Annotated in this window: 19 protein-coding genes and 1 pseudogene; 3 read left to right on the top strand and 17 right to left on the bottom strand. The window is 65.4% G+C overall.

What is annotated here, in order from left to right; all coding sequences use genetic code 11:
- Window positions 1-7: 7 nt before the first annotated feature.
- The 3 genes from FHT09_RS13550 to rlmD all read right to left on the bottom strand — a co-directional run bounded on the left by FHT09_RS13550 (window position 8) and on the right by rlmD (window position 2,746).
- Window positions 8-691: a DsbA family oxidoreductase gene (locus FHT09_RS13550; protein WP_104606365.1), complete on the bottom strand. Its 684-nt coding sequence runs from the start codon at window positions 689-691 to the stop codon at window positions 8-10.
- A gap of 149 nt (window positions 692-840) precedes the next feature.
- On the bottom strand, window positions 841-1,338 hold the full coding sequence (locus FHT09_RS13545; RefSeq protein ID WP_016903736.1) for a CYTH domain-containing protein: 498 nt from the start codon (window positions 1,336-1,338) through the stop codon (window positions 841-843).
- A gap of 73 nt (window positions 1,339-1,411) precedes the next feature.
- Window positions 1,412-2,746, bottom strand: a complete 1,335-nt coding sequence (gene rlmD, locus FHT09_RS13540; RefSeq protein WP_184416993.1) for a 23S rRNA (uracil(1939)-C(5))-methyltransferase RlmD — start codon at window positions 2,744-2,746, stop codon at window positions 1,412-1,414.
- A 157-nt stretch (window positions 2,747-2,903) separates the two neighbouring features.
- Here rlmD and FHT09_RS13535 point away from each other — a divergent pair, with 157 nt between their 5' ends.
- The gene (locus tag FHT09_RS13535) at window positions 2,904-3,626 is read left to right on the top strand and encodes a response regulator (protein ID WP_104606366.1); all 723 of its coding nucleotides are present in this window, start codon (window positions 2,904-2,906) and stop codon (window positions 3,624-3,626) included.
- 151 nt (window positions 3,627-3,777) lie between these two features.
- Here FHT09_RS13535 and recO read toward each other — a convergent pair whose 3' ends face one another.
- From recO to rpoE, 9 genes are all read right to left on the bottom strand, one after another.
- Complete coding sequence (gene recO / locus FHT09_RS13530; RefSeq protein WP_104606367.1) at window positions 3,778-4,500, bottom strand: DNA repair protein RecO; 723 nt, start codon at window positions 4,498-4,500, stop codon at window positions 3,778-3,780.
- A gap of 240 nt (window positions 4,501-4,740) precedes the next feature.
- On the bottom strand, window positions 4,741-5,640 hold the full coding sequence (gene era / locus FHT09_RS13525) for a GTPase Era (protein ID WP_026064645.1): 900 nt from the start codon (window positions 5,638-5,640) through the stop codon (window positions 4,741-4,743).
- The gene (gene rnc, locus FHT09_RS13520) at window positions 5,637-6,317 is read right to left on the bottom strand and encodes a ribonuclease III (protein WP_053046266.1); all 681 of its coding nucleotides are present in this window, start codon (window positions 6,315-6,317) and stop codon (window positions 5,637-5,639) included. Before rnc ends, era begins: the two co-directional genes overlap by 4 nt.
- Window positions 6,307-6,714 (bottom strand): DUF4845 domain-containing protein, encoded by a 408-nt coding sequence (locus FHT09_RS13515; RefSeq protein WP_104538192.1) that lies wholly within the window; start codon window positions 6,712-6,714, stop codon window positions 6,307-6,309. Before FHT09_RS13515 ends, rnc begins: the two co-directional genes overlap by 11 nt.
- Window positions 6,714-7,514, bottom strand: a complete 801-nt coding sequence (gene lepB / locus FHT09_RS13510) for a signal peptidase I (protein WP_104606368.1) — start codon at window positions 7,512-7,514, stop codon at window positions 6,714-6,716. Before lepB ends, FHT09_RS13515 begins: the two co-directional genes overlap by 1 nt.
- A gap of 104 nt (window positions 7,515-7,618) precedes the next feature.
- The gene (gene lepA / locus FHT09_RS13505; protein ID WP_166775889.1) at window positions 7,619-9,409 is read right to left on the bottom strand and encodes a translation elongation factor 4; all 1,791 of its coding nucleotides are present in this window, start codon (window positions 9,407-9,409) and stop codon (window positions 7,619-7,621) included.
- Between the two features lie 181 nt (window positions 9,410-9,590).
- On the bottom strand, window positions 9,591-11,171 hold the full coding sequence (locus FHT09_RS13500; protein ID WP_104606369.1) for a DegQ family serine endoprotease: 1,581 nt from the start codon (window positions 11,169-11,171) through the stop codon (window positions 9,591-9,593).
- A gap of 109 nt (window positions 11,172-11,280) precedes the next feature.
- Window positions 11,281-12,171, bottom strand: a complete 891-nt coding sequence (locus FHT09_RS13495; RefSeq protein ID WP_104606370.1) for a sigma-E factor negative regulatory protein — start codon at window positions 12,169-12,171, stop codon at window positions 11,281-11,283.
- Window positions 12,168-12,788 (bottom strand): RNA polymerase sigma factor RpoE, encoded by a 621-nt coding sequence (gene rpoE / locus FHT09_RS13490; RefSeq protein ID WP_039809975.1) that lies wholly within the window; start codon window positions 12,786-12,788, stop codon window positions 12,168-12,170. The genes FHT09_RS13495 and rpoE overlap by 4 nt, the downstream gene beginning before the upstream one ends.
- Before the next feature lie 235 nt (window positions 12,789-13,023).
- On the opposite strand from rpoE, the gene FHT09_RS13485 reads away from it, so the two are divergent.
- Window positions 13,024-15,105: a 3-hydroxyacyl-CoA dehydrogenase NAD-binding domain-containing protein gene (locus FHT09_RS13485; protein ID WP_104606371.1), complete on the top strand. Its 2,082-nt coding sequence runs from the start codon at window positions 13,024-13,026 to the stop codon at window positions 15,103-15,105.
- Window positions 15,106-15,279: 174 nt separating this feature from the next.
- On the opposite strand, the gene FHT09_RS13480 is transcribed toward FHT09_RS13485, so the two are convergent.
- The 3 genes from FHT09_RS13480 to FHT09_RS13470 form a co-directional block, all read right to left on the bottom strand.
- The gene (locus tag FHT09_RS13480) at window positions 15,280-18,132 is read right to left on the bottom strand and encodes a TonB-dependent receptor (RefSeq protein WP_104606372.1); all 2,853 of its coding nucleotides are present in this window, start codon (window positions 18,130-18,132) and stop codon (window positions 15,280-15,282) included.
- A 379-nt stretch (window positions 18,133-18,511) separates the two neighbouring features.
- Window positions 18,512-20,095: a sulfotransferase gene (locus FHT09_RS13475; protein ID WP_184416991.1), complete on the bottom strand. Its 1,584-nt coding sequence runs from the start codon at window positions 20,093-20,095 to the stop codon at window positions 18,512-18,514.
- 40 nt (window positions 20,096-20,135) lie between these two features.
- Complete coding sequence (locus tag FHT09_RS13470) at window positions 20,136-20,594, bottom strand: hypothetical protein (protein WP_053046267.1); 459 nt, start codon at window positions 20,592-20,594, stop codon at window positions 20,136-20,138.
- A gap of 161 nt (window positions 20,595-20,755) precedes the next feature.
- Here FHT09_RS13470 and FHT09_RS13465 point away from each other — a divergent pair, with 161 nt between their 5' ends.
- A complete protein-coding gene (locus tag FHT09_RS13465) occupies window positions 20,756-22,258 on the top strand; it encodes a sulfotransferase (RefSeq protein ID WP_104606376.1) in 1,503 nt (500 codons plus the stop codon).
- Window positions 22,259-22,281: 23 nt separating this feature from the next.
- Here the strand turns inward: FHT09_RS13465 and FHT09_RS13460 are convergent.
- Both FHT09_RS13460 and FHT09_RS13455 read right to left on the bottom strand, forming a co-directional pair.
- Window positions 22,282-22,652: pseudogene (locus tag FHT09_RS13460) on the bottom strand (aspartyl/asparaginyl beta-hydroxylase domain-containing protein); the annotation flags it as partial.
- Between the two features lie 76 nt (window positions 22,653-22,728).
- Complete coding sequence (locus FHT09_RS13455) at window positions 22,729-23,694, bottom strand: cation diffusion facilitator family transporter (protein ID WP_184417002.1); 966 nt, start codon at window positions 23,692-23,694, stop codon at window positions 22,729-22,731.
- Window positions 23,695-24,391: the final 697 nt, after the last annotated feature.

Below are 24,391 nucleotides of genomic sequence, written 5' to 3'. Positions count from 1 at the left end.
CGGCCGTTCACACCGCGCAGCCGTCCGGCCCGCAGGTATCGGGACCGCCGATCGGCGCCGATTCGGCCGTCAGCTGCAACAGTGCCTGCACGAAGCTTTCCGGCGGCTGCGCGCCCTGGATCAGGCTGCGTCCATCGATGACGAAACTGGGCACCGCACGGATTCCCAACGTAGCGGCTTGCGCCAGTTGCGCTTCCACCGCAACGACGCCTTCGTCGCAGTCCAGCAGGGCGCGCACGCGGGCCTCGTCCAGACCGCCGGCGGCCCCGGCGGACACCAGCGTTTGGGTCGCGCCGATGTCCTGGCCTTCGGCAAAATACGCGTGGAACAGCGCTTCGATCACGGCCTGGACATCGCCCTCGCGGCTGGCCAGCCAGATCAGCCGATGCGCGCGCAGGGTGCTGACCTGCACCTGCCCACGCGCGAAATCGAACGGCAGGCCTTCGGCGCGCGCAGTGGCCTGGGTCTGCGCCAGCATCTGCTCCACGCGCGCGGCACCGCCGAACTTTTGCGCCAGCGCATCGCGCAGCGGGGTCGGCTCCAGGCCAGCATCGGGGTCCAGCTGAAACGCGTGGTAGTGGATGTCCAGCGCCGGTGGCTGCGCCCCGAGCGCAGCCACCGCCTGCTCGAACCGACGCTTGCCGATCCAGCACCAGGGGCAGACCACGTCAGACCAGATATCGATGCGCATGGGTGGGGATTGGAGATTCGTCATTGGGGATTCGCAAAGCATAAACCCAATACCAAGGCAGGGATTGGGGAGTCGCGCCGCAATCAGCCCAAGTCCGACGCATCGCTTTAGCTTTTACGAATTCCGAATGCCCAATCCCGAATCCCGACTTACAAATCCCCGCTCCAGTGCTTGAACGGGTGCGAGGCCAGCGCCAGGTTGTAATAGCGCACGTCGTCGGTGACCTCCGCGCCAGTCCATTCGGGTTTGGCGAAAGCCTCGCCCGCATCGTCGAGTTCGATCTCGGCCACCACCAGCCCGGCGTTGTCGCCGAGGAATTCGTCCACTTCCCACACATGCCCCTGGTACTGGACCAGATGCCTGCGCTTGTCGATCAGGCCGCCGACACACAGCGCCAACAGCGCACGCGCCTCGACGACCGGAATCGGATACTCGAACTCCTGCCGCGTGTGCCCCACCTCACGCGATTTCAGGTTGAGAAACGCGCTCTCGCCCTGGATGCGCACCCGCACCGACGCGTTCTGCGCACCGCTGCGCAATGCCGCCTGGTCGTTGATATAGCCCTGCGCCATCGGGATCACCGCATGGGCGGCACTGCGCCAGCCATCGCCGGTCACCAGGAATTTGCGTTCGATTTCGATGGGCATGGAGATCGGGAATCGGGAATCGCAACAGCATACGGCGAACCGCCTCTACGATTCCCGATTCACTATTTCCGATTCACCGCCTCTCGAACACCGCAATGCTCTCCACATGTGCGGTGTGCGGAAACATGTCCATCGCGCCGGCGGCCTTGAGCGTGAAGCCCTGCTCGTTGACCAGGTAGCCGGCATCGCGCGCCAGCGAGCCGGGGTGGCAGCTCACATAGACGATGCGCTCGAACTTCTTCAGCGGCAACTGCTGCAGCACTTCCAGCGCGCCCGAGCGCGGCGGGTCCAGCAGCAGCTTGTCGAAGCCCTGCCGCATCCACTCAGCGTTGCGCTGGTCCTGGGTCAGGTCGGCCGCATAGAACTGCGCGTTTGCCAGACCGTTGCGCTGCGCGTTGTCCCTGGCGCGCGCCACCAGCCCGGCATCGCCCTCCACACCGACCACTTCGCGTACGCCGCGCGCCAGCGGCAGGGTGAAATTGCCCAGCCCACAGAACAGGTCCAGCACGCGGTCGTCCGGCCTGGCGTCGAGCAGTGCCAGCGCATGCGCGATCATTTTCTGGTTGAGCGAGGCGTTGACCTGGATGAAGTCCAGCGGCCGGAACGCCAGCTCCACATCCCACTGCGGCAGGCGGAACGACAGTGGCACTTCCTGCGGCCACAGCGGATGCACGCTATCCACGCTGCCCGGCTGCAGGAAGATCGCAAAGCCCTGCGCCTGGGCGAACGCGGTCAGCTCCTGCAGGTCGCGCTCGCTGAGCGGCTGCAGATGACGGATGGTCAATACCACCGCGTCGTCGCCGGCGATGAATTCGATCTGCGGGATGTCGCGCTTGCCGTCCAAACCTTCGACCAGCGCCGCCAGCTGCGGAACCTTCTCGCCGATCTGTGGGATCACCGTGTAGCAGACCGACAGATCGGCCACGAAACGCGGATCCAGCTCGCGAAACCCCACCAGGGTCTTGTCCTTCTTTTCGACGCGCCGGACCGAAAAGCGGCCCTTGCGCCGATAGCCCCAGGTATCGCCGACCAGGGCCGGCAACACCGCCTGCGGCGTGACGTGTCCGATGCGCTCTAGGTTGTCCATCAACACGCGCTGCTTGGCCACGATCTGCTGCGACTCTTCCAGATGCTGCAGGACGCAGCCGGCGCAGACGCCGAAATGCGGGCAGCGCGGGGTCACCCGCTGCGGCGACGCCTCCAGCACCTCCACCGTCCTGGCCTCGTCGAAATGCCGGCTGCGCGCGGTGGGTTCGGCACGCACCAGTTCGCCGGGCAAGGCGCCAGTGATGAAGGTGACCTTGCCGCCCTCGCCGTCGCGGCGGGCCACACCGCGCCCGTCGTGACTGAGGTCGGTGATCGCGGTCTGGAACGGAGTACGGTCGAGGCGGTTTCGGGTTCTGGCCACGTGGCGACAAGCTGCGGGCAAAAAGGGTGCGTATTGTCGCAGATGCGATCGATCGCGGCCGCTTCGCGCTGGAGAACAATTGTCGCGCCCTGCAAACACAGGCACACTTCCGCTGCACGCGCCTGCTAGGACGCGGCATCGCTGACAAGGAGGCAGCATGAACATGGCCACACGCCACGAACCCCAACCACGACTCTTGCTGGTAGAGGACGACCCGATCAGCCGTGGCTTTCTGCAGGCGGTGCTGGGAGGTCTTCCCGCTCATGTGGACTGCGCAGACTCCTTGTCTTCGGCACTGGACCGCGCGCGAGAACGTCGCCACGACTTGTGGCTGATCGATGTCAATCTTCCCGATGGCACCGGCAGCGGCCTGCTACGCGCATTGCGCCTGCTGCACCCGGACGTGCCTGCACTGGCTCATACCGCGGACACCGCTACGGCGATGCAACGCAGCCTGCAGTCCGATGGCTTTCTGGAACTGCTGGTCAAGCCACTGACCTCCGAGCGCCTGCTGCAGGCGGTGCGTCGCGGACTGGCGCGCGGCCGCTACAGCGTGGCGCCGGTGGGTGTGGTCGACATCGCCGCCAGCGATTGGGACGAAGCGGCCGCGCTCAGCGCCCTCAACGGCCAGCAACATCATCTCAACGCGCTGCGCGAGTTGTTTCTGGCCGAGTTGCCGGGCACCCGCGATGCGGTGGACTCGGCCTTGCAGGTCAGCGACGATCAGGCACTGCGCGGCCATCTGCACCGGCTGCAGGCCAGCTGCGGATTTGTCGGCGCGGCGCGGCTTGCCGGCGCAGTGCGCCTGCTGCGCGGCGACCCGCATTCCAGCACGGCGCAGACGCAGTTCCATGCGGCAGTGGCCGCATTGCTGCACTGAAGGGCGACTGCGTCGATGTCCCCGGGCTCGGCGCAGCGTCGGCGATCGGAACAGGCGACATCGAGCACCACGCGTGCGCGATGGGTCCACATGGAGTCCAACGCGCATCTGGCTACTACTGGCCAGGTTTGGTTGACCGGTCTTTCGCTCCTCAACGCCGCCGCGCCAGATCCTCGAGCATTTCCCAGGATTTCAGCCCGCGTCCGCTCAGATGGTGCAGCAGCACGCCCCGCATGCTGCGACGCAGGCCCGGCATGTCATCGGCCATGGGCATGAGGTCCTGGCCCAACGCCAGCAGCGCCGCGCCGGTGACGGTGTCGCGCCGATCCTGTGCCATCGCCTCGCTCAAGACGCGCAACGCGCCTTCCTGAGGATCGAGCCGGTAGCGCGCCGCCGGGTCGATCGGTTGGCCGTCGCGGTCGTGCTGCAGATCGAACGCCACGCCCAGGCCATCGAGCACATCGCGCTCGAACTGGCGCAGCCCCCAGGCCAGCGGCAGGTCCGATGCCAGATGCGCACGCGCCTGCGCATAGCAATCGAACAGCTCTGGCACCGGGTCGTTGCGCGGCGCCAGGCGCAGCAGCAATTCGCTGATATAGAAGCCGGCCAGCATGGATTCGCCCGCCAGCCGGGGTGCGGTATCCAGCGCCTCGGCCTGACGCAACTGGGCCAGTTCGCCGCGTTGCACCGCCGTGAACTGGATCAGTTGCAGTGGCTGCAGCGCGGCCCGCAAGGCCTGCTTGCGTGGCCCGTGCACCCCGCGCGCCAATAGCCCGACCCGACCATGCTGCTCGGTCAGCACCTCCACCAGCAGGCTGGTCTCGCGCCAGGCGCGCACATGCAGGACGAAACCGCGTTCGTGTTCGATCAGCATGATCTGTTATGCGGCAAGGGGCGCAACTGCAGGACAGAAGACCGGCTGCCGGCAGTGACCGCTGTGAGCCACTCCCGGCAGCGCACATGATCGCACCGGCCACCGATATCAGCCGCGGTGGCCAGGCGCGATCCGGTGCATCGGGACATCGCTTGCATCGCAGCTCCACGCCAGTGCCGGTGTAGGCGATCACTTCGGCAGGCCGTCAGCATCTCATCTGCACCGGCGCCGGCCAGGACCTCACTCGTATCCGAACGCCTTCAATGCCGCTTCGTCGTCCGACCAGCCTTCGCGCACGCGCACCCAGGTCTCCAGGAACACCTTGGCACCGAACAGGCGCTCCATCTGCAGCCGCGCCTTGCCGCCGATGTCCTTCAGACGGGTGCCGCCCTTGCCGATCACGATCGCCTTCTGGCCTTCGCGCTCGACCCAGATCACCGCGCCGATGCGCAGCAGCGCACCATCTTCGGCAAAGCGTTCGATCTCCACCGTGGTGGCATACGGCAATTCTTCGCCGAGTTGCCGCATCAACTGCTCACGTACCAGTTCCCCGGCCAGGAAGCGCTGACTGCGGTCGGTGATCTCGTCCTCGCCGAACATCGCTTCGGCCTCCGGCACCAGCTTGAGCAGGTCGCCGACCAACGCCTCCAGGCCCTTGCGCTTGAGCGCCGACACCGGATGCACCGCAGCAAACGTACGCCCCTGGCTGACCTGGGCCAGGAACGGGAACAGCGCGGTCTTGTCCTTGAGCCGGTCGACCTTGTTGACCACCAGCACCACCGGCACGTCGGCATCGCTCAGGACATTGAAGGCCAGGGTGTCTTCCTCGTCCCAACGGCCGGCTTCGATCACCAGCACCGCCGCGTCCACGCCTTCCAGTGAGCCGCGCGCGGCGCGGTTCATCACCCGGTTCATGGCGCGCTTCTGCTCGCGATGCAATCCGGGCGTGTCGACCAGCACCAGTTGCCCCTCGGGGAAGGTGGCAATACCCAGCAACCGGTGGCGCGTGGTCTGCGGCCGGTTGGACACGATGCTGACCTTGGCGCCGACCAGGGCATTGGTCAGGGTGGACTTGCCGACATTGGGCCGGCCGATCACCGCAACGCTGCCGCTACGATGGGGGGAAGAGGTTTCGCTCACGTGTTTGAATCCAGTTGTGCGATGACAAGGGTGGCTGCCTGTTGCTCGGCGAGGCGACGCGAGCTGCCCTGGCCTTCGGCGCGGGCGACGGGCTGTTCCAGGATGCAGGCGACATGGAACTGCTTGGCGTGTTCGTCGCCGCTTTCGCTGATCAGCGCGTAAGTGGGCAATTGCAGCTGCCGCGCCTGCAGCCATTCCTGCAGCCGCGTCTTGGGGTCTTTCTCTGCCTTGCCCACCGGCAGCGCCGCCAGCGAGGGCTCGAACCACGGCAGCACCACCGCGCGGCAGCGTTCGAAACCGCAGTCCAGGTAGATCGCCGCGACGATCGCCTCGACCGCGTCGGCCAGAATCGAATCGCGTCGATGGCCGCCGGATTTCAGCTCGCCCGGGCCCAGCGTCAGCCGCTCCCCCAGATTGAGGGTGCGGCCGATCACCGCCAGCGCTGCTTCGCGCACGAGTTCGGCACGCGCGCGGGTCAATGCGCCTTCGTCGGCCTTGGGCCAGCGCTGATACAGTGCCTCGGCGATCAGCAGATTGACGATGCCGTCGCCGAGGAATTCCAGTCGTTCGTTATGCGGCGTCCCGGCGCTGCGATGCCGCAGCGCCTGGGCGAGCAAGCCCGGATCGGCGAACGCATGCCCGATCGGATCGCCACGCTGGAAAGTTCTATTCGCCACCACGTCCGGTCATGTCCTGAGACGTCTCGAATTTACCGACAATATCCAGATTGCCGATCAATTCGCGGCGGACTTCGTAGTTGACCTTCATGCGCCAGCCCCCGTCGACGCGCTCGAACTTGACGTCTTCTTTTTTGACGTTTTCCGAGTAATTGATGTACAGCCGCCGAAAGAACAGATCCTGCAACTTGGACGGATCCATGTTGGCGCTATCGGGTTCCTTGGCCAGGCCTTTCATGGCCGTGCGCACCGAATAATATTCCTGATACATCGGAAACAGCTTCATTCCGATGTACAGCGCGAACCCCACCACCGCCAGCACCACCACGAACGACGTCAACGTCATACCGCTTTGCTTGCGCTTCATTGTGCTTCCCCCGGCACGCCGTGCGTGCATTACTGGATTCCGGTCCCGATCCGCGACGGATCGAAACTCCCCTTGCAGAACCACCCCTCGCAATTGAGCCAGATCAGGAACGCCTTGCCGCGCAGGTTGGCCTCCGGCAGGAAGTGCGTCTGGGTCCAGAACCGGCTGTCTTCGCTGTTGTCGCGATTATCCCCCATCACGAAATAGCTGTCCGCCGGCACGGTCCAGTCGCCCTGCCCGGCCGGCATGTTGCGATCGACCCACTCCAGCACCGTGTGGGTGCGGCCCGGCAAGTCCTCGACCAGCAAGGTGGTGCCGGTCATCTCGGCGCCCTTGCCCTTGCCGATGTACTCGCCCTTGACCGTGTAACGCATCGGCTTGTCGTTGATGTACAGCGTATCGCCATGGAAGCCGATCTTGTCGCCCGGCAGGCCCACTACGCGCTTGATCCAGTTCTGGTCCGGCGCATGCGGCGGCTTGAACACCACCACGTCGCCACGCTTGGGCTCGCCGGTGGGAATGAACTTGGTATTGCTGATCGGCAGACGGAACCCGTACGCGAACTTGTTGACCAGGATGAAGTCGCCGATCAGCAGGTTGGGCATCATCGAACTGGACGGAATCTTGTACGGCTCGGCAACGAAACTGCGCAGTATCAACACCACCGCCAGCACCGGAAAGAAGGCCCGCGAGTAATCGATGATCGCCGGCTCGCTGTCCAGCAGACCGGCGCGTGCGGCGCGGCGCTTGGCCAGGAACAGCTTGTCCAGCAGCCAGATGAAGCCGGTGCCCAGCGTCAGCACAACCAGGGCGATTTCAAACCATTTCATTGATGTTCCTTTCGGAAAGGGAATCGAGAATCGAGAATGGGGAATCGGAACAGCAGGAGCACTTGCGCCCTTACGATTCCCAATTCCCGATTTACCATTCCCAGCTACTTATCCATCTGCAAGACAGCCAGGAAGGCTTCCTGCGGAATCTCCACGCGGCCGACCTGCTTCATGCGCTTCTTGCCTTCTTTCTGCTTTTCGAGCAGCTTCTTCTTGCGCGAAACGTCGCCACCATAGCACTTGGCCAACACGTTCTTGCGCATCGCCTTGACCGTGGAGCGCGAGATGATTTGCGAGCCCACGGCAGCCTGGATCGCCACGTCGAACATCTGCCGCGGGATCAGCTCCTTCATCTTCTCGCACAGTTCGCGGCCGCGCCGGTCGGCGTAGCTGCGGTGCACGATGATCGACAGCGCATCGACCTTGTCGCCGTTGATCAGCGTATCCACGCGCACGAACGGGCCGGCATCGAAACGCAGGAAGTGGTAATCCAGCGAGGCGTAACCGCGCGAGACCGACTTGAGCTTGTCGAAGAAATCCAGCACCACTTCGGCCATCGGCAACTCGTAGCTGATCTGCACCTGGCTGCCCAGGTAGTTGATGCCGATCTGGGTGCCACGCTTTTCTTCGCACAAGGTGATGATGTTGCCGACGTAATCGGGCGGAGTGAGGATGTTGGCGCGGATGATCGGCTCGCGGATCTCTTCCACGTTGTTGAGCGGCGGCAGCTTGGATGGATTGTCCATCGGGATGATGCTGCCGTCGGTCTTGAGCACCTCATAGACCACGGTCGGCGCGGTCGAGATCAGGTTGAGGTTGTACTCGCGCTCCAGACGCTCCTGCACGATTTCCATGTGCAGCATGCCCAGGAAGCCGCAACGGAAGCCGAAGCCCATCGCTTCGGAGCTTTCCGGCTCGAAACGCAGCGCCGCATCGTTCAACCGCAGCTTGTCCAAGGCCTCGCGCAGATCCGGGTAATCCTCGGCATCGACCGGAAACAGGCCGGCGAACACGCGCGGCTGCATTTCCTGGAAACCTGGCAGCGCATGCGGCGCCGGGTCGGCCGCCAGGGTCAGCGTGTCGCCGACCGGTGCGCCGTGCACGTCCTTGATCGAGGCGTTGATCCAGCCCACTTCGCCGGCGCCCAGCGCGGCAAGCTCCTTGCGCTTGGGCGTGAACACGCCGACCTTGTCGACCAGATGGGTGCGGCCGGTGGACATCACCAGGATCTTGCTGCCCGGCTTGATCTCGCCCTGCATCACGCGCACCAGCGAGACCACGCCCAGGTAGTTGTCGAACCAGGAATCGATGATCAGTGCCTGCAGCTTGTCGGTGTCGCGGGGCTTGGGCGGCGGAATCCGCTGCACGATCGCTTCCAGCACCAGATCGATGTTCAGACCGGTCTTGGCACTGACCGCTACCGCGTCTTCGGCGTCGATGCCGATCACCGCTTCGATCTCGGCCTTGGCACGTTCGATGTCGGCGGTGGGCAGGTCGATCTTGTTGAGCACCGGCACCACTTCCAGACCCTGCTCCACCGCGGTGTAGCAGTTGGCCACCGACTGCGCTTCCACGCCCTGGGCCGCATCCACCACCAGCAGCGCGCCTTCGCACGCGGCCAGCGAGCGGCTGACTTCGTATGAGAAGTCCACATGCCCGGGGGTGTCGATGAAGTTCAGGTGGTAGACCTGCCCGTCCTTGGCCGTATACGGCAAGGACACCGATTGCGCCTTGATGGTGATGCCGCGTTCGCGCTCGATCGGGTTGGAGTCCAGGACCTGGGCCTCCATCTCGCGCGCCTGCAGGCCGCCGCACAGCTGGATGATCCGGTCGGCCAGGGTGGATTTGCCGTGGTCGACGTGGGCGATGATGGAGAAGTTGCGGATATTCCGCATTGAATCAGAGGACATTGAGGTGGGCGCCGGCGGTGCCGTCGTCAGGGTAACGCAGCATTATCGCACGGTCGGCCCCTTTGGGGCCGGGGATTGGGGAATCGGGATTCGGGAATCGCAAAAGCCAGGCGGGCTATCGCCTCGCGGAGCCGCGCTTGCCATTCCCGATTCTCCATTCCCTCCGTTAGGCGCCGGCCTTCAAGGCCACATAACTGGTCGCCTTGCCGTCGGTGACCAGCAGCATGACCACGTCGCCCTTCTTGTAACTGGACAAGGCGCGGTTGAGTTCAGCGACGCTGCCCACCTTGGTGCGACCGACGCGGGCGATGATCAGGCCCGGCGACAACGGCGGTTGGGTGCTGCGTGCTGCCGCGCCGGTCACCGAGGCGATGCGCACGCCCTCGCCGGCTTCCAGGCCCAGGCGGCTGCGCTCGGCAGCGGTGAGATCGGCCACCTGCAGGCCGAGCAGCTCCACGCTGGCCGGAGCGCTCGGCTTGGCGTCATCGGCCGCAGTCCGCGGCGCGGCGTTGCCGGCCGGGTTGTCCAGCGTCGTCAGGGTGACGGCCACCTTGCGCGGCTTGCCATCGCGCAACACGTCCAGGTTGACCTTGGTGCCCGGCGCCATCAGCCCGATCATCGGCGGCAGATCGCTGGCGACATCGATCGGCTTGCCGTTGACCGCGCGGATCACATCGCCCACCTCGATTCCGGCCTTGGCCGCCGGACTGTTGGCCGGGATGTCGTTGACCAGCGCGCCGCGCGTGTCCGGCAGGCCCAGGCCCTGTGCCTTGAGCGAGTCGATCGGGCCGACCGCCACGCCCAGCATGCCGCGGCTCACATGGCCGCTGGCCTTGATCTGCTCGGCAGCGCTGAAGGCCAGGTCGATCGGGATCGCGAAGCTGATCCCCATGTAGCCGCCCGAGGCGGAGAAGATCTGCGAATTGATGCCGACCACCTCGCCGCGCGTATTGAGCAACGGGCCGCCGGAGTTGCCCTGGTTGATCGCCACGTCGGTCTGGATGAAGGGCACGTAGCGCTGGTCCGCGTACGGATTGCTGCGCCCGGTGGCACTGACGATGCCGGCGGTGACCGAGTGGTCCAGCCCGAACGGCGAGCCGATCGCCACCACCCACTGGCCCGGCTTGAGCGTGTTGGAATCGCCCAGGCGCACCGTCGGCAGGCCCTTGGCCTCGATCTTGAGCAGCGCCACGTCGAATTGCTCGTCGCTGCCGACCACCTTGGCCTTGAACTCGCGGCGGTCGGTCAGCTTGACGGTGACCTCGCTGGCGCCATCGACCACATGGTGATTGGTCAGCACATAGCCGTCGGCGGAAATGATGAAGCCCGAGCCCATCGACTTGCCGGCGATACCGCCATCGTCTTCGCCGCCCTGGCCAGGCGCCTGGCGCGGACCGCCCGGCATCTGGAAATCCGGCCCGAAGAAGCGACGGAAGAATTCCGGCATCTGCTCGTCGCCGGGCATCGCGCCGCCGTCCTGCCCACCCGGACCACCACGTCGCTGGCGCGCCATGGCGTCCTTGCGGGTGATCGTGGTTTCGATGTTGACCACACCCGGGCCGACCTGCTCGACCAGGTTGGTGAAGTCCGGCAACCCGGCCACCAGCTGCGGAGCCGGGGTGGCGCTGCGATTGGCGGCAATCGGGGCAACGTCCCTGGCAGCGGGCGCGGACTGCTGCGCGCAGGCGGCCAGCGGCAAGGTCATGGCGATCAGGCCGAACATCTGGGTGCGAATGCGATGGTTCATCAGGTTGCCTCCGATGGCAGGGCGACAGGGGCCAAAGCCCCTGCCAGTGCAGGGGTCCGGCACGATAACGGAAAGGAGCACACCGAACGGATGAAGATCGGCGGCGACATCAGTCCTGCGGTGGTTGCACCGGCAGCGGGCGGTTCGGCGCAGGGTTGGCAACACCCTGCGGCGCAGGCTCGAACGGATAGAACGCGGTACCTTGTCCGCCTTGGCGGAAGCTGGCATTGAGCGGACTTTCGCCGGCACCGGACAGCGCCGCACGCGGCCACGGGCGCGCCTGCAAGGTGGTATCCGGATGCGTGAATGGATTCGATGGCGCCGCCGCACCGGCCGTGGCCGTCGCCGAAGCGGGAGCAGCCGTCGCCAGCATGCGGGTTGGCGCCTGCTGCTGGCGCGCGGCAACGCTGCGGGCGACCTGCTGGTTGCGTGTGGCCGCGCCACGGCGCGTGGATGCCAGCGCCGCAGCCGGCACCGCTGCGGCCAGCGCGGCCACCTCATCGGGGGCGGCCGGGCCAGGCTCGGCCGGAGCCTTCGGCGCCGTGGGCGTGATGGGGGCCTGCGTGGCGGCCGGCAGCTGCGCTGTCGTGGCGAACACCGGGACCTGCGCAGCAGGCGGTGCGGTTTCGGGCAGGCGCTCGCGCGCCATGAACAGGGCGATCGCCGCGACCGATGCCGCGATCGCCGCGCCACCACCCCAGCGCCGGCGCGTGGCCGCACGCGTGGCTGGCTGCACCTGCGGAACGGGCTCGTCGGCAATGGCGCTGCGTACGCGCGCGGCAAAATCCAGCGGTGCCGGCGCGCTGGCCGCACCGCGCAGCACATCGCCGCACAGCTGCCACCGTTCGTGGCAGCCGGCCAGTTCTTCGTCATGGGCCAGACGGCGCAGCAAAAAGCGCGACTCGTCGGCGTTCAATTCGCCGTCCACCAGCGCAGACAGCTGCTGGCGGTAGTGACGCTCGAACTTGTCGGTGGTGGACATGGCAGGGTTATGGCTCATACACGGTGTCGCTCACGGGTGGCGCTTTCGGTCTCCAGCAGAGGCCGCAGCTCGATGTCGATGGCCTCGCGCGCCCGGAAGATGCGCGAGCGCACCGTTCCGATCGGGCAATCCATCTTTCGCGCGATTTCGTCGTAGCTCAGCCCCTCCACCTCGCGCAGGGTGATGGCTGACCGAAGTTCTTCCGGCAAGGCTTGGACCGCACGCATCACCGTTTGTTCCAGCTCCTGTCGCATCAATTCGCGCTCCGGGGTGTCGGTATCGCGCAGGCGGGTGGCACCATCGAACTGTTCGGCATCGCTGATCTCGATATCGTCGGTGGGCGGACGGCGGTTGTGCGCAACCAGATGGTTCTTGGCAGTGTTGACGGCAATGCGGTGCAACCAGGTATAGAACTGCGCGTCGCCGCGGAAACTGTTGATCGCACGGTAGGCGCGCACGAACGTATCCTGGGCCACGTCCTGACACTCGCTCCAGTCGGCGATGTAGCGCCCGATCAACGCAACGATGCGGTGCTGGTATTTGCGCACCAGCACATCGAACGCTGCGCTCTCGCCGCGCTGCACGCGCCGGACCAGTTCCAGGTCCAGCTCCTGAGGTGTATCGACTTCGGCCATGTCGGGCCGCACTCCTGTCAGCCCACCGAAGTCGGGCAATGAGACAACCATTGAAAAGAAAAGTTCATACCGATCCGTACGATCGTCACGCATCAGACTAGCTGCACCGATGCGCCACTGGCGACGCCTCGCACGAGGCGCGCGCCGCCCTGCCGACTGGTATGGGTATTTGACGTGAAGGAAACAACCTCTGGATGATAACGGCCTTTCCTTCTATCACCGGACGACCAGACGCATGCTTCCAGGTTTCGACGGGCTCCGATTCAGCCATTGGCAGACCGACCTACGCGAGGACGGCGTGGTCGTGCTCAGCCTCGATCGCCAGGGCGCACCGGTCAACGCGTTTTCGCAGGAGGTGCTGCTCGAACTGGGCGCACTGGTCGAACGCCTGGCGCTGGACCCGCCCAAGGGCGTGGTACTGCGCTCGGGCAAGCCCAACGGCTTCATCGCCGGCGCCGACCTGAAGGAATTTCAGGAATTCGACCGCAAGGGTACCGTCAACGATGCGATCCATCGTGGCCAGAGCGTCTTCCAGAAGCTGGCCGAACTGCCCTGCCCCACGGTTGCCGCGATCCACGGCTTCTGCATGGGCGGCGGCACCGAGATCGCGCTGGCGTGCCGGTATCGCGTGGCCTCCGACGATGCCAGCACGCGCATCGGCCTGCCGGAAACCAAGCTCGGCATCTTTCCCGGCTGGGGCGGCAGCGCCCGCTTGCCGCGCCTGATCGGTGCGCCGGCGGCGATGGACCTGATGCTGACCGGCCGCACCGTCGCGGCCAAGGCTGCCCGCGCGATGGGCCTGGTCGACAAGGTCGCCGCGCCCGCGGTGCTGGTCGATGTCGCCGCCGCGCTTGCGCTCACCGGCAGCAAGCGCCCGTTCAAGCAGCGCGCCACCGCATGGGCCACCAATACCTTGCTCGCGCGCAAACTGCTGGCCCCACAGATGCGCAAGCAGGTCGCACGCAAGGCGCGCAAGGAGCACTACCCGGCTCCCTACGCCTTGATCAACGTGTGGGAGCGCGCCGGCGGCAGCGGCATCCAGGCGCGCCTGGCGGCCGAGCGCAAGGCGGTGGTCAAGCTCGCCAGCACGTCAACCGCGCGCAACCTGATCCGCATCTTCTTTCTCACCGAGCGCCTGAAGGCGCTGGGCGGCAAGGATGCCGGCGCTACGGCGCTGGCTCCGATCCGCCATGTGCATGTGGTCGGCGCCGGCGTGATGGGCGGCGATATCGCGGCCTGGGCGGCCTACAAGGGCTTCGAGGTAACGCTGCAGGACCGCGAGCAGCGCTTCATCGATACGGCACTGGGCCGCGGCAACGAGCTGTTCGCCAAGCGCGTCAAGGACGAGGCCAAGCGGCCGGCGGTGGCAGCGCGCCTGCGTGGCGACCTCGCAGGCGCGGGCGTGGCGCAGGCGGACCTGGTGATCGAAGCGATCATCGAAAACCCGCAGGCCAAGCGCGAGCTGTATCAGTCCATCGAGCCGCAGCTCAAGTCCGATGCGTTGCTGACTACCAACACCTCGTCGATTCCGTTGACCGAGCTACGCGGGCATATCCAGCGCCCGGCGCAGTTTGCCGGCCTGCACTACTTCAATCCGGTCTCGATGATGCCGCTGGTGGAAATCGTGCAGCACGACGGGCTGGATCCGGCCAACGTCGCGCGCCTGGCGGCATTCTGCAAGGCGCTGGACAAGTTCCCGGTACCGGTGGCCGGCACCCCGGGCTTCCTGGTCAATCGCGTGCTGTTCCCGTACCTGCTCGAAGCGGCCACCGCCTATGCCGAAGGCGTGCCGGGCCCGGTGCTGGACAAGACCGCGGTGACGTTCGGCATGCCGATGGGGCCGATCGAACTGATCGACACGGTGGGGCTGGACGTTGCCGCCGGCGTGGGCGCGGAGCTCGCCCCGTTTCTGCACCTGCCGATTCCGGCGGCGCTGGCCACCGTGGAGCCGGGCAAGCGCGGCAAGAAGGACGGTCAGGGCCTGTACAAGTGGGAGAACGGGCGCGCGGTCAAGCCCGAGGTCGCCAGCGGCTACGCGGTGCCGGCAGACCTGGAAGATCGCCTGATCCTGCCGCTGCTCAACGAAGCGGTCGCCTGCCTGCACGACGGCGTGGTGACCGATGCGGACCTGCTCGACGCCGGCGTGATCTTCGGCACCGGCTTTGCCCCGTTCCGCGGCGGCCCGATCCAGCACATCCGCAGTGTCGGCGCCGACGCCTTGCTGGCCCGTCTGCAGGCACTGCAGGCGCACTATGGCGAGCGTTTCGCGCCGCGCCCGGGCTGGCAGTCGCCGTTGTTGCGTGAACCGGTGGCGTGAGCCGTCGACGCTGTCTTCGACGTCGATCAGACACGCAGGCGAGAGGCGATCGGCGACCGCACTGATCTGACGGTTGCAGCGCGGCAAGCCGTCGACACGAGCTGTCGCAGGCAATCAGAAAAAACAACGGCGAGCCTTGGCTCGCCGTTGTTTTTTACCGAGTTGCAACGTGCCTCAGAAACGCAGACCCACACTGGTGAAGAAGTAACGGCCAGCCTGGTCGTAACCGGCGAGCGAGTTGCCGTTGAAGGTCAGGCTGCCGCCCACCAGCGGCGGCTCCTTGTCGGCGATGTTGTTGATGCCCAACGTCCAGGTGACGTAATCGCCCAACTGCATCGAACCGGACAGGTCGAAGTAGTTGTACGCCGACACCTTGTTGTCCTGGTTCACCAGGCGGACGTCGGTTGTGCCACGGGTGCCGTCGGTGTTCTGGTAATCCAGCTCACCGATGTAGCGCCAGCGCAGCCCGACGGTGTAGCGATCGAAGCTGTAGCGCGTGCTCAGCACATGCCGCCATTCGGCACTGTTGCAGGCCACGTTGACCACGCCCGCGCAGTCGTAGGTCACTTCCTGCACACCCGGAACCGGCTCGTACTCCTGCTTGATGGCGTAGCTGCCCATCATCGAGGCGGTCAGGCGCCCGGGGCCGACGCTCCAGGCATACGACGCGGTCAGATCCACGCCCTGGAAATGCAACGAACCAAAATTATCCTGGGAATTGAGGATCAGACCGGAGACGTCCGGGTCGCTACCGCGGAACAGGTCACCTGTCGTGGCATTGCGGCGCACGCGGCTGCAGATATCCGCATTACCGGTCACGCCGCATGCGGTCAGGATGTTGGACGAGCCGATGCTGCGGATCGCATCGTCGATCTTGATGTCGTAGTAATCCACGCTCAGATCGAGCCCCTTGACGGGGCTGGCAGCAAGACCGACGGTCCAGGTGTTGGCCGTTTCCGGCTGCAGGCCCGTGTTACCGCCGCCGATTTCGTTGTACTGACCGGCCGGGTTGGCCGCAACGCGGCCGTATTGCGCCGCGGTGACGCCGGTGTTGGCGCACTGGGCCTGAGTGAAGACCGGATTGGCACCGGCGCACGGGTCGCTGCCGCTCCACAGTCCGATCGTATTTTCGTTGTACAGCTCGGTCACGTTGGGAGCGCGGATCGCACGGTTCCAGCCGGCGCGCAGGTGGTACTTGCCATCGACGAATGTCGCACCCAGACCGGCCTTGTAGGTACTCACGCCGCCGGAGGTGTCGTAGTCCGAGTAGCGATAGCCAAGCTGCATGTCGAGATGATCCAGACTACCGGCCTGCGCCACCAGCGGCACCGCGCCTTCGAGGAACAGTTCCTTGACGCCGATGTCGCCGGACACATTGGAGGTCGGGCCACCCAGGCCGGTGAAGTTGCCGGTCTGCATGTTGCTGTCGGCCACCCGCTTGAAGGTTTCGGTGCGGGTCTCGACACCGCCGACCAGACTGATCGGGTTATCGCCGGCCCACGGCAGGCTATAGCCGAAATTACCGGTCACATAGGCATTGAACACGCGCATCGAGGTTTCGTAGTTGACGATACCCACGCCCTGCAGCGCTTCTGCCTCTGCTGCGGTGACACTGTCGGTCCACACGCTGTAGGGCACGCAGCCATCGAACGAACCAGGCTGGCAGCCCAGCAGCGCGTCACGTACCCGCGTGGTCACGAAGTCGTTTCTGTTTTCCGACTTGGTGGTACTGCGGTTATAGGTGAACGAGGCGTCGTACGACCAGTTGTCGTTGATGTCGCCCTGGGCGCCGGTGGTGATGCTGAAACTGTTGGTATCCGAGTCGGTGATGCGCGGGCCGCCTTCGACGTTGCGCTTGGCCACATAGACGGTGAACTCATCGTCGGTGATGCCCACATCGTTGCACAGGCTACCGATCACCGAGGTGGCGCAGTTGACGTTGAGGTCGGTGAAAAACGCACCCGACGGCGCGATCTGGGTCGAACTCTTGCGGTTGACGAACAAGGTTTCGAGATAGGGCTTGAAGTGCTCGTTGACCTCGTACTTGATGTTGGTGCCGGCCGTGTAGCGCGTATCCGGACGCTGGTAGTAGTTCAACGGCGCGAAGTTGTAGAGATTCGGGGATGCGACCTGCGACCAGGTTCCGCCGGCGGAAGGCTGCACATAGAACGCGCCAGCCGACGGAGCGACGACATAGAAGTTGGCCGGGTCTGCGGTGGCTGACCCGCCGCACGCAGTGCCGCGGTTGCTCAAGGCGCATGCGGAGTAATCGCGCTGGCCCTGCAGCAGTGGATCGTTCTCGCGCCAGGTCGCCCATGCGGTGGCATGCCCCGCCTCGCCGAAGCTGCCGCCGATGGCCAGGTCCACATTGCGCGAGATGCCGTCGAAACCGGAGTTCCCTGTCGGATAATCGTAACCGGCATCGTCCATCAGGCCGCGCATCAACGTGTTGCCATTGTCGTGCTGGTAGGCGTTGTAGCCCATGTCGACACTGACACCTTCGAACTCGTCGTCGAGCACGAAATTGACCACGCCGGCGACGGCATCCGAGCCGTACACCGCCGAGGCACCGCCGGTCAGGATGTCCACGCGGCGCACCAGCGCTGCCGGAATGATGCTGATGTCCGGACTCTCGCCAATGCCCTTGGGAATGCGCCTGCCGTTGACCAGGGTCAAGGTGCGCTGCGCGCCCAATCCCCGCAGATCGACGGTCGCATACCCCTGCGAGCCATTGTTGGCGAAGTTGTCGAAGCTCGCCGAAAGCTGCGGATACTGATTGATCAGGTCTTCGACCTTGGTCGAACCGGTGTACTGGAATTCTTCCTTGTTGATCTCTGCCACCGGACTGGAGGCAGTCATCGTCTGGCTCTTGATGCGCGTACCGGTGACACTGATCGCGTCCAGGCTCTTGAGTTCCGTCGAGGGCTGATCCTGCGCCATCACGGTCCCCGACAGGGCCAACGCGGTGGCGCCAACCGTGAGCGACACCCGGATGGCGTCGCGCAGCTTGGTAGTCTTCAATCTCATCTCTCTCTCCGAAAGTCCGAACGGGTAAGCGCAGCGCGGTGCGCTTGCATCTGAAGCGATGCCGGCACGTGCTGCGACGTCGTTGGCAAGCGCGTCAAACTGCGCTTCCACACTGGCGAACGGCCGGACGAAAGAGCGCCCGAAAAACGTTGCCAACCCGATGTTAAGACGACGTTGAGGAGAATTAAAGCGCCATTCAGAAATGCTCCGAATCGGTGCGACGAATCCCCAAAACAGTGCGGATGCCGGGGAAAAATGGCCATTTTCCGCCGGTTTCTTGTGTGGAGCTCAATGTAGACACGCGTGTTCGCTCGTCGCTCGCGAGCCAGCGGCGCGCTCACTCGAAAGACTGGACCGGATGATCGGCCAGCGCCAATCGCTACACCACTTCGACGCCGGGCACGATCACGCCAGCTGCCTGAAGTCGCGTCAACAAAGGCAGCAGTCCGTCCAGATGCCGCCGAGAGCTATGCACCGAGCGTTGATGGACATCGCCGCGCACCTGCGCCGCGCTCGCAGTCACGAACGGCACATGCTCCAGTTCGGCGATGGCGTCACTGCGCGTCAACCCGCACCAGCTCAGCACCCGCGTGATCTGCTGGTCGGTGTCGCGCACCAACTCTTCGTAGTGCACATCGAGAATGCTGCCAGGCAGTACCGCATGCCAGTGCCGCATGGTCTGCTGATACGCCAGGTAGTAATCGGCGAGCTCATCGAGCGCATACGAGAACGGATAGGCGTTGTAGAACAGGGTCTTGTACATCGCATAACAGGTGTCCAGCGGATCGCGCACCAGATGGATGATGCGTGCACGTGGCAGCGCGGTGGCAATCATGCCGCAATACAGGTAATTGACCGGCATCTTGTCGATGAACACCGGATGGTCGTGCACCAGTTCACGGGCGCCGCGCAGATACTCCTGCCCAAGCGCCGCAAAATCGATCTGCAGCGACGCCTGCGCGGCGGTCAATTCGGGATTGGTCGACAATGCGCCGGATGTCGCACTGCCGAGCAGCGCACCGAAATCCATCAACTCACCGGCCGAGCGTGCACCGCCGCGCTGGATCAGCAGGCGCTCTAACAAGGTGGTGCCTGAGCGTGGCAGCCCGACGATGAAGATGGCCCCCTCGCCCGCATGACCGGGCTGCAGTGCGCGCAAGGCAGCCGGGTCGTACGCCTCTCGCACCTGAGCGATATGCGCACACTCGGCAGCAACGTCGTACTGCAGTGTCTTGCGCTTGCAGGCCGCTGCGGCGGTCAGTGTCTCGAAGGATTCCGCATGCCGGCCCAGATCCTCCAGCTCCTTGCTCAAGGCGTACAGCCCGGCCGCTCGCGCGGATGGTTCCGACAGCGTGGTCAAGCGGTGACGCAGATCGTCCAGGTGGTTGTGCTGCCCGGTCTGACGCCGGAGCGTGGCGCGCAGGTACAAGGCATCGCCCGTGCCGGGTGCCAGTTGCAATAGCCGCTCCAGGGTGCGCTCAGCCGCATCGAATTCGCCGCCAAAGAACTGCATGGTGGCAAGGTCGTAGAGCAAGCCGGGCTGTTCTCCCAGCAATGTCATCGCATGCCGATACGCGTCACGGGCGGCAGCCACCTCGTGGCAGCCACTGTACAGCGCACCGATCCGCCACCATGCAGCACCGTCGGCCGCGGCCAGCGCCTGCGCCTGTCTGGCGACCAGCCGGGCCTCGCGGCGGCGACGCAGCTGCAGCAGCAAGCTGCCGTACTTGATCAATAGCGGAAGCGGTGATGTGGCAACCGCGGCTGCCTGTGCGATGCGGTCGGCTGCGGCCTGCGGTTCGCCGTTGGCCAGCAAGGCTTCACTGGCAAGCTCCAGCAGATGCGCATCGCCGGGCTGCTCTGCGCAGGCGCGGTCGGCGAACGCAGCTGCCTCGGCATAACGTCCCTGACGCAGCAGTTGATACCCGTTGTGCAACAGGGCGCGTAGCTGTCTCTCAGTCATTCGTTCTCTTCTGTCTGTTGCGATGCCGTCGGTGGCCTGGCTAGTCGATGCGGCGGGCACGCAGCGCCACACCGGCAGCGGTCACCAGCATGTAGCTTCCCATTGCGGCCTTGCGGATCACCACAACCTCGCCCTCGGCCAGCGGTCCGCGGCTGGTCGCTTCTGTCAGCGCCCAGCGCTGGCGACTGTCCAGCGACACGATGCGCGTACCGTCTGGCTGATACGCCACCGCAAGCACCTTCGCGGTGAGTTGCGCAGGCGCTGATTGCTGCACACCTGTCGCTGCCGGGGCCTGTTGGGTGCTGCGGCCGAATACCCTCACTGCCCTGTCCGCCTCTGCCGCCCGCACCGCCTGCGTTGGCGGGAAGCTGGCGTCGTAGCAAGCCAGCCGCGGCAGGGGATCGAGTACTGCGGCGCAGCGATGCGTCGGCACGTCCTGCGCTGATGCCACCGAGGCGCAGCTCAACATCGTCAGCCCCCACACCACTCGCTTGTGCATGCGCGCATCTTCACTCGTCGACTGCAGCAGAGCATACAAGGCAAGCGGCGAGCGCAGGAAAGACCGCTCAGCACCGTGCCGCCACCGGCCGATTGAACGCACCGCCGGCGCCGCCTAAGCTGCAGGTCTCCCACCCGTTGCAAGAATGCCTGGAAAACGCCTTGGACCCGTCCTTGCAGCACGCCGCACGCTTACTGCAACAGGGCCATCTGGCGCAGGCGATTGCTGCTTATCGCCGCATCCTGCAGGCGCAGCCCCGCTGCGCCGATGCCTGGTACAACCTGGGATATCTGCTGCGCCAGACCGGCGAGGCATCCGCCGCAATGGACGCTTATGCGCAGGCATTGCAGTGCGGTGCCGCGTTACCGGAGCAGATCCATCTCAATCGCGCTGCGCTGCTGAGCGACCATCTTGGCCAGGAGGCGGCAGCGCTGAAGGAACTCGACCTGGCACTGCAGTGCCGGCCGGACTATGCTCCGGCCTTGCTCAATCTGGGCAACCTGCAGGAAGAGCTGGGTGCACGCGACCAGGCGATCGCCGCATACCGGCGGCTGCTCGCCAATCCTCCTGTCGATGCCCGGACACGGGCGCTGCAGCTGCAAGCCACCGCACGCCTGCTGCAGCTGGATCCTCCAACGCATGCGCAGGACATCCGCCTGCTCGCACTTGCGCAGGCAGGCTCGGTCGCGGGGCAGGATCCTGCGTTGACGGCCACGCTGCTGCATGCACTTGCCCATGCCTACGACCGCCTCGGCCTGCACAGCCAGGCATTCGATGCGGCCAGTGCCGCCAACCGGCATGGCCATGCACATGCAAGGCGCTACGACCCGATCCGCACACAGCAGCAGTTCGACAACATCGCTGCGGTATTTGCCGATGCAAACGACGCGCGCCAGTCACCGCCCATGGCCGCCGTAGACGACGCGGTATCGCCACTGTTTATCTGCGGCATGTTCCGCTCCGGCTCCACCCTGATCGAACAGGCCTTGTCGCGCCACTCGTGCATTGCCGCCGGGGGCGAACTGGATGCGCTGCCGCGACTGGTTGCACAGTCGCTGTCGCCGTTCCCGCAAGCCGCGCAGCACCTGTCCTCGCACACGCTGGCGCAGCTGGCCGCGGCCTATCGTCAACGCGTGTCGGCAGCCGTTCCCCAGCATGCGCAACTGCGTTACATCACCGACAAGCGCCCCGACAACTTTCTGCTGATCGGGCTGATCAAACAGCTGTTTCCGGCGGCCAGGATCGTGCACACACGTCGCCACCCGCTGGACAACGGGCTGTCGATCTTCATGCAGCAGCTCAATCCACAACAGTTTGGCTATGCGGGCCGGCTGGAGGACATCGGGCATTTCTATGCCGCCTACCAGCGACTGATGGCGCACTGGCTGTCGCTGTATCCGGACAGCATCCACACGTTCGACTATGACGCCTTCGTCGCCGCTCCGGAGCCCAGCTTGCGCGCCCTGCTGGACTTCTTGCAGTTGCCCTGGGAACCGGACTGCCTGGATTTCCACAAGGCGCCTGGAGCCGTCAGGACAGCCAGCTACTGGCAGGTGCGCCAGCCCCTGCATGGCGATGCGTCCGGGCGCTGGAAACATTACACCGCCCAGCTCGTTCCCCTGCGCGCCACGCTTGCCCGGTTCGGCATCACGCCTGCGGACTGAATCGGTCGACTACCGGCGATACCTCATCCCGCACGGTGGCGCGCGATCGCCGCCTCCATGGCATTGCCCATCTGCCGCTCCTCCCGGCTCAGCAGCGGGTTCCAGACATCGAAGATCAGCACCGCACGCAGCTGCGCGCTCGCGTTGCGCGCCTCATGTCCGATCGAGTCGAATACCAGCACCTTGCCGACCTCGCACTGCCGCTAGTCGTAACCGACACCGAAGCTGCAGCCCTCGGGCACGATCAACGCAAGATGCGCCACCAGACGCGCGTTGGTCTGTCCATGGTGCGGCGGAATGACGGTCAGCGGCGAGGCACCAAAGACATCGCGTTCGGACACGCGCCATCGATCTGCACCGCATCGACCAATGCCAACGCGGCTGCGGTTGCCGGCACTGCCGGAGTGGTGCCCGGCACCGTCATACCGCCGCCAAGCAGGCGAGAAGCTCACTGGGCGGCGCTGTCCGCGTCAGTGCGAGTGGCGGTCATGCGAATGCGCGTGACCACGATGATCGTCATGCGCGGAGCCCTGCGCGGCCGGCGACGTGCCACACGGTTCGGTGCCGCAATCGCCGCTCTCCACCTGCAGGGTGACGTGGCTGATCTCGAAGCGCGCGTGCAGCAGCTCGGCAAGGGCGTCGCGCAGGCGGTCGCGGTCGGTGGTTTCGCCGACCACCACGTGTGCGGTGAGCGCGGGGGTACTGGAGGCCAGTGCCCAGACATGCAGGTCGTGCACGTCTTCGACGCCGGGGTAGCTGGTCAGCGCCTGCTGCACCTGCGGCAGATCGATGCCTTTGGGCACGCCTTCCAGCAGCACGTTGATCGCCTCGCGCAGCAGCACCCAGGTGCGCGGCAGCACCCACAGGCCGATCAGCACGGCCAGCACCGGGTCGATCCATTGCCAACCGGTCCAGCCGATCAGCAGCGCGCCGATGATCACCGCCACCGAGCCGAGCATGTCGCTCCAGACCTCCAGATACGCGCCCTTGACGTTCAGGCTCTCGCCGCTGCCGGCGTGCAGCAGCTTCATGGCGATCAGATTGATCACCAGGCCGAAGCCGGCGATCAGCAGCATGCCGCTGGAGGAAATATCCTGCGGCGCGCGGAAGCGCTGCGCGGCCTCCCAGAGAATGTAGGCGCCGACCGCGAACAATAGCGCGCCGTTCGCCAGCGCGCCGAGCGCTTCCAGACGCACATAGCCATAGGTGCGGCGCGCATCGGCAGGACGGCGACTCAGGCGCACGGCAAGCAGGGCGATCATCAGGCCGACGGTGTCGGTGGCCATATGTGCGGCGTCGGACAACAGCGCCAGGCTGTTGGTGATGAACGCACCGATGACTTCCGCCAGCAGGAACGTGGCGGTGAGTCCCAGTGCCCACCACAGCGGTGTCTCGTGGCGGATGTCGCTGGGGGCGTGGCTGTGGTCGTGTCCCATGGATGCGGTGGCCTCGTGCAATGCGCGCACCTTAGGCGCACGCGATGGCGGAGACTATTACACCCGGGCGTGATGACATCACATCACCCGAGCGCGGCGTTGCACGTTACTGCTCAGGCCGGGTAGTCACCTGGAGTGGCCAACAGAACCTCTCAAACGCCGCAGCGATGGCGGCAACGTGTCGGCCACCCTCGCTTTCGTTAGCGGGTGGAGTGATGTCGTATTGGCAGTGACACTGCTCGGATGGAAAGAAGCTGATCAGACCCCACCTCATCGGAAGGCTGCGCTGCATGCACTGCCTGCCCCCTGCTTGCAACCATGCGTACCGACCATCGTGACTGGCCCTTGCCCGCCCACCGTCGCGGGACCTTACGCGGCATGGATGCCGCGTAAGCGCCTACAAGGACGTACTTGCAGCGTGTCCTGCGATGGCGGGCGGGCAAGGACCCTGCAGCAAAACCACAGCGTCGAGTGCGCGGTGCCCTCACCGCTCGCGGGACACGCCGTGAACCCGTCCCTGGGGGCTCGGTGGCGGCATCCATGCCGCCACACGGTCCCGCAATCGGCGAGGCCACCGCACCAGACAGTTTGCTGGCTGTCTTACTGAAAACCATGCACACCGATCAACTCGACAGGTCCTTGCCCGCCCACCGTCGCGGGACCTTACGCGGCATGGATGCCGCGTAAGCGCCTACAA

Origin of the sequence: Xanthomonas sp. CFBP 8152, assembly GCF_014199025.1 — a bacterium.
In the GTDB taxonomy this organism is placed as follows: Bacteria; Pseudomonadota; Gammaproteobacteria; order Xanthomonadales; family Xanthomonadaceae; genus Xanthomonas; species Xanthomonas arboricola_B.
The sequence above is the reverse complement of the archived record's forward strand: the minus strand, read 5'-3'. Positions and strand labels throughout refer to the sequence as shown.

What these genes read in the sequence shown, in the direction of transcription:
- FHT09_RS13550 (WP_104606365.1), bottom strand. Translation starts at nt 691, where the DNA reads ATGCGCATCGATATCTGGTCTGACGTGGTCTGCCCCTGGTGCTGGATC.
- FHT09_RS13545 (WP_016903736.1), bottom strand. Translation starts at nt 1,338, where the DNA reads ATGCCCATCGAAATCGAACGCAAATTCCTGGTGACCGGCGATGGCTGG.
- FHT09_RS13535 (WP_104606366.1), top strand. Translation starts at nt 2,904, where the DNA reads ATGAACATGGCCACACGCCACGAACCCCAACCACGACTCTTGCTGGTA.
- recO (WP_104606367.1), bottom strand. Translation starts at nt 4,500, where the DNA reads ATGCTGATCGAACACGAACGCGGTTTCGTCCTGCATGTGCGCGCCTGG.
- FHT09_RS13515 (WP_104538192.1), bottom strand. Translation starts at nt 6,714, where the DNA reads ATGCACGCACGGCGTGCCGGGGGAAGCACAATGAAGCGCAAGCAAAGC.
- lepB (WP_104606368.1), bottom strand. Translation starts at nt 7,514, where the DNA reads ATGAAATGGTTTGAAATCGCCCTGGTTGTGCTGACGCTGGGCACCGGC.
- lepA (WP_166775889.1), bottom strand. Translation starts at nt 9,409, where the DNA reads ATGCGGAATATCCGCAACTTCTCCATCATCGCCCACGTCGACCACGGC.
- FHT09_RS13500 (WP_104606369.1), bottom strand. Translation starts at nt 11,171, where the DNA reads ATGAACCATCGCATTCGCACCCAGATGTTCGGCCTGATCGCCATGACC.
- FHT09_RS13495 (WP_104606370.1), bottom strand. Translation starts at nt 12,171, where the DNA reads ATGAGCCATAACCCTGCCATGTCCACCACCGACAAGTTCGAGCGTCAC.
- rpoE (WP_039809975.1), bottom strand. Translation starts at nt 12,788, where the DNA reads ATGGCCGAAGTCGATACACCTCAGGAGCTGGACCTGGAACTGGTCCGG.
- FHT09_RS13485 (WP_104606371.1), top strand. Translation starts at nt 13,024, where the DNA reads ATGCTTCCAGGTTTCGACGGGCTCCGATTCAGCCATTGGCAGACCGAC.
- FHT09_RS13480 (WP_104606372.1), bottom strand. Translation starts at nt 18,132, where the DNA reads ATGAGATTGAAGACTACCAAGCTGCGCGACGCCATCCGGGTGTCGCTC.
- FHT09_RS13475 (WP_184416991.1), bottom strand. Translation starts at nt 20,095, where the DNA reads ATGACTGAGAGACAGCTACGCGCCCTGTTGCACAACGGGTATCAACTG.
- FHT09_RS13470 (WP_053046267.1), bottom strand. Translation starts at nt 20,594, where the DNA reads ATGCACAAGCGAGTGGTGTGGGGGCTGACGATGTTGAGCTGCGCCTCG.
- FHT09_RS13455 (WP_184417002.1), bottom strand. Translation starts at nt 23,694, where the DNA reads ATGGGACACGACCACAGCCACGCCCCCAGCGACATCCGCCACGAGACA.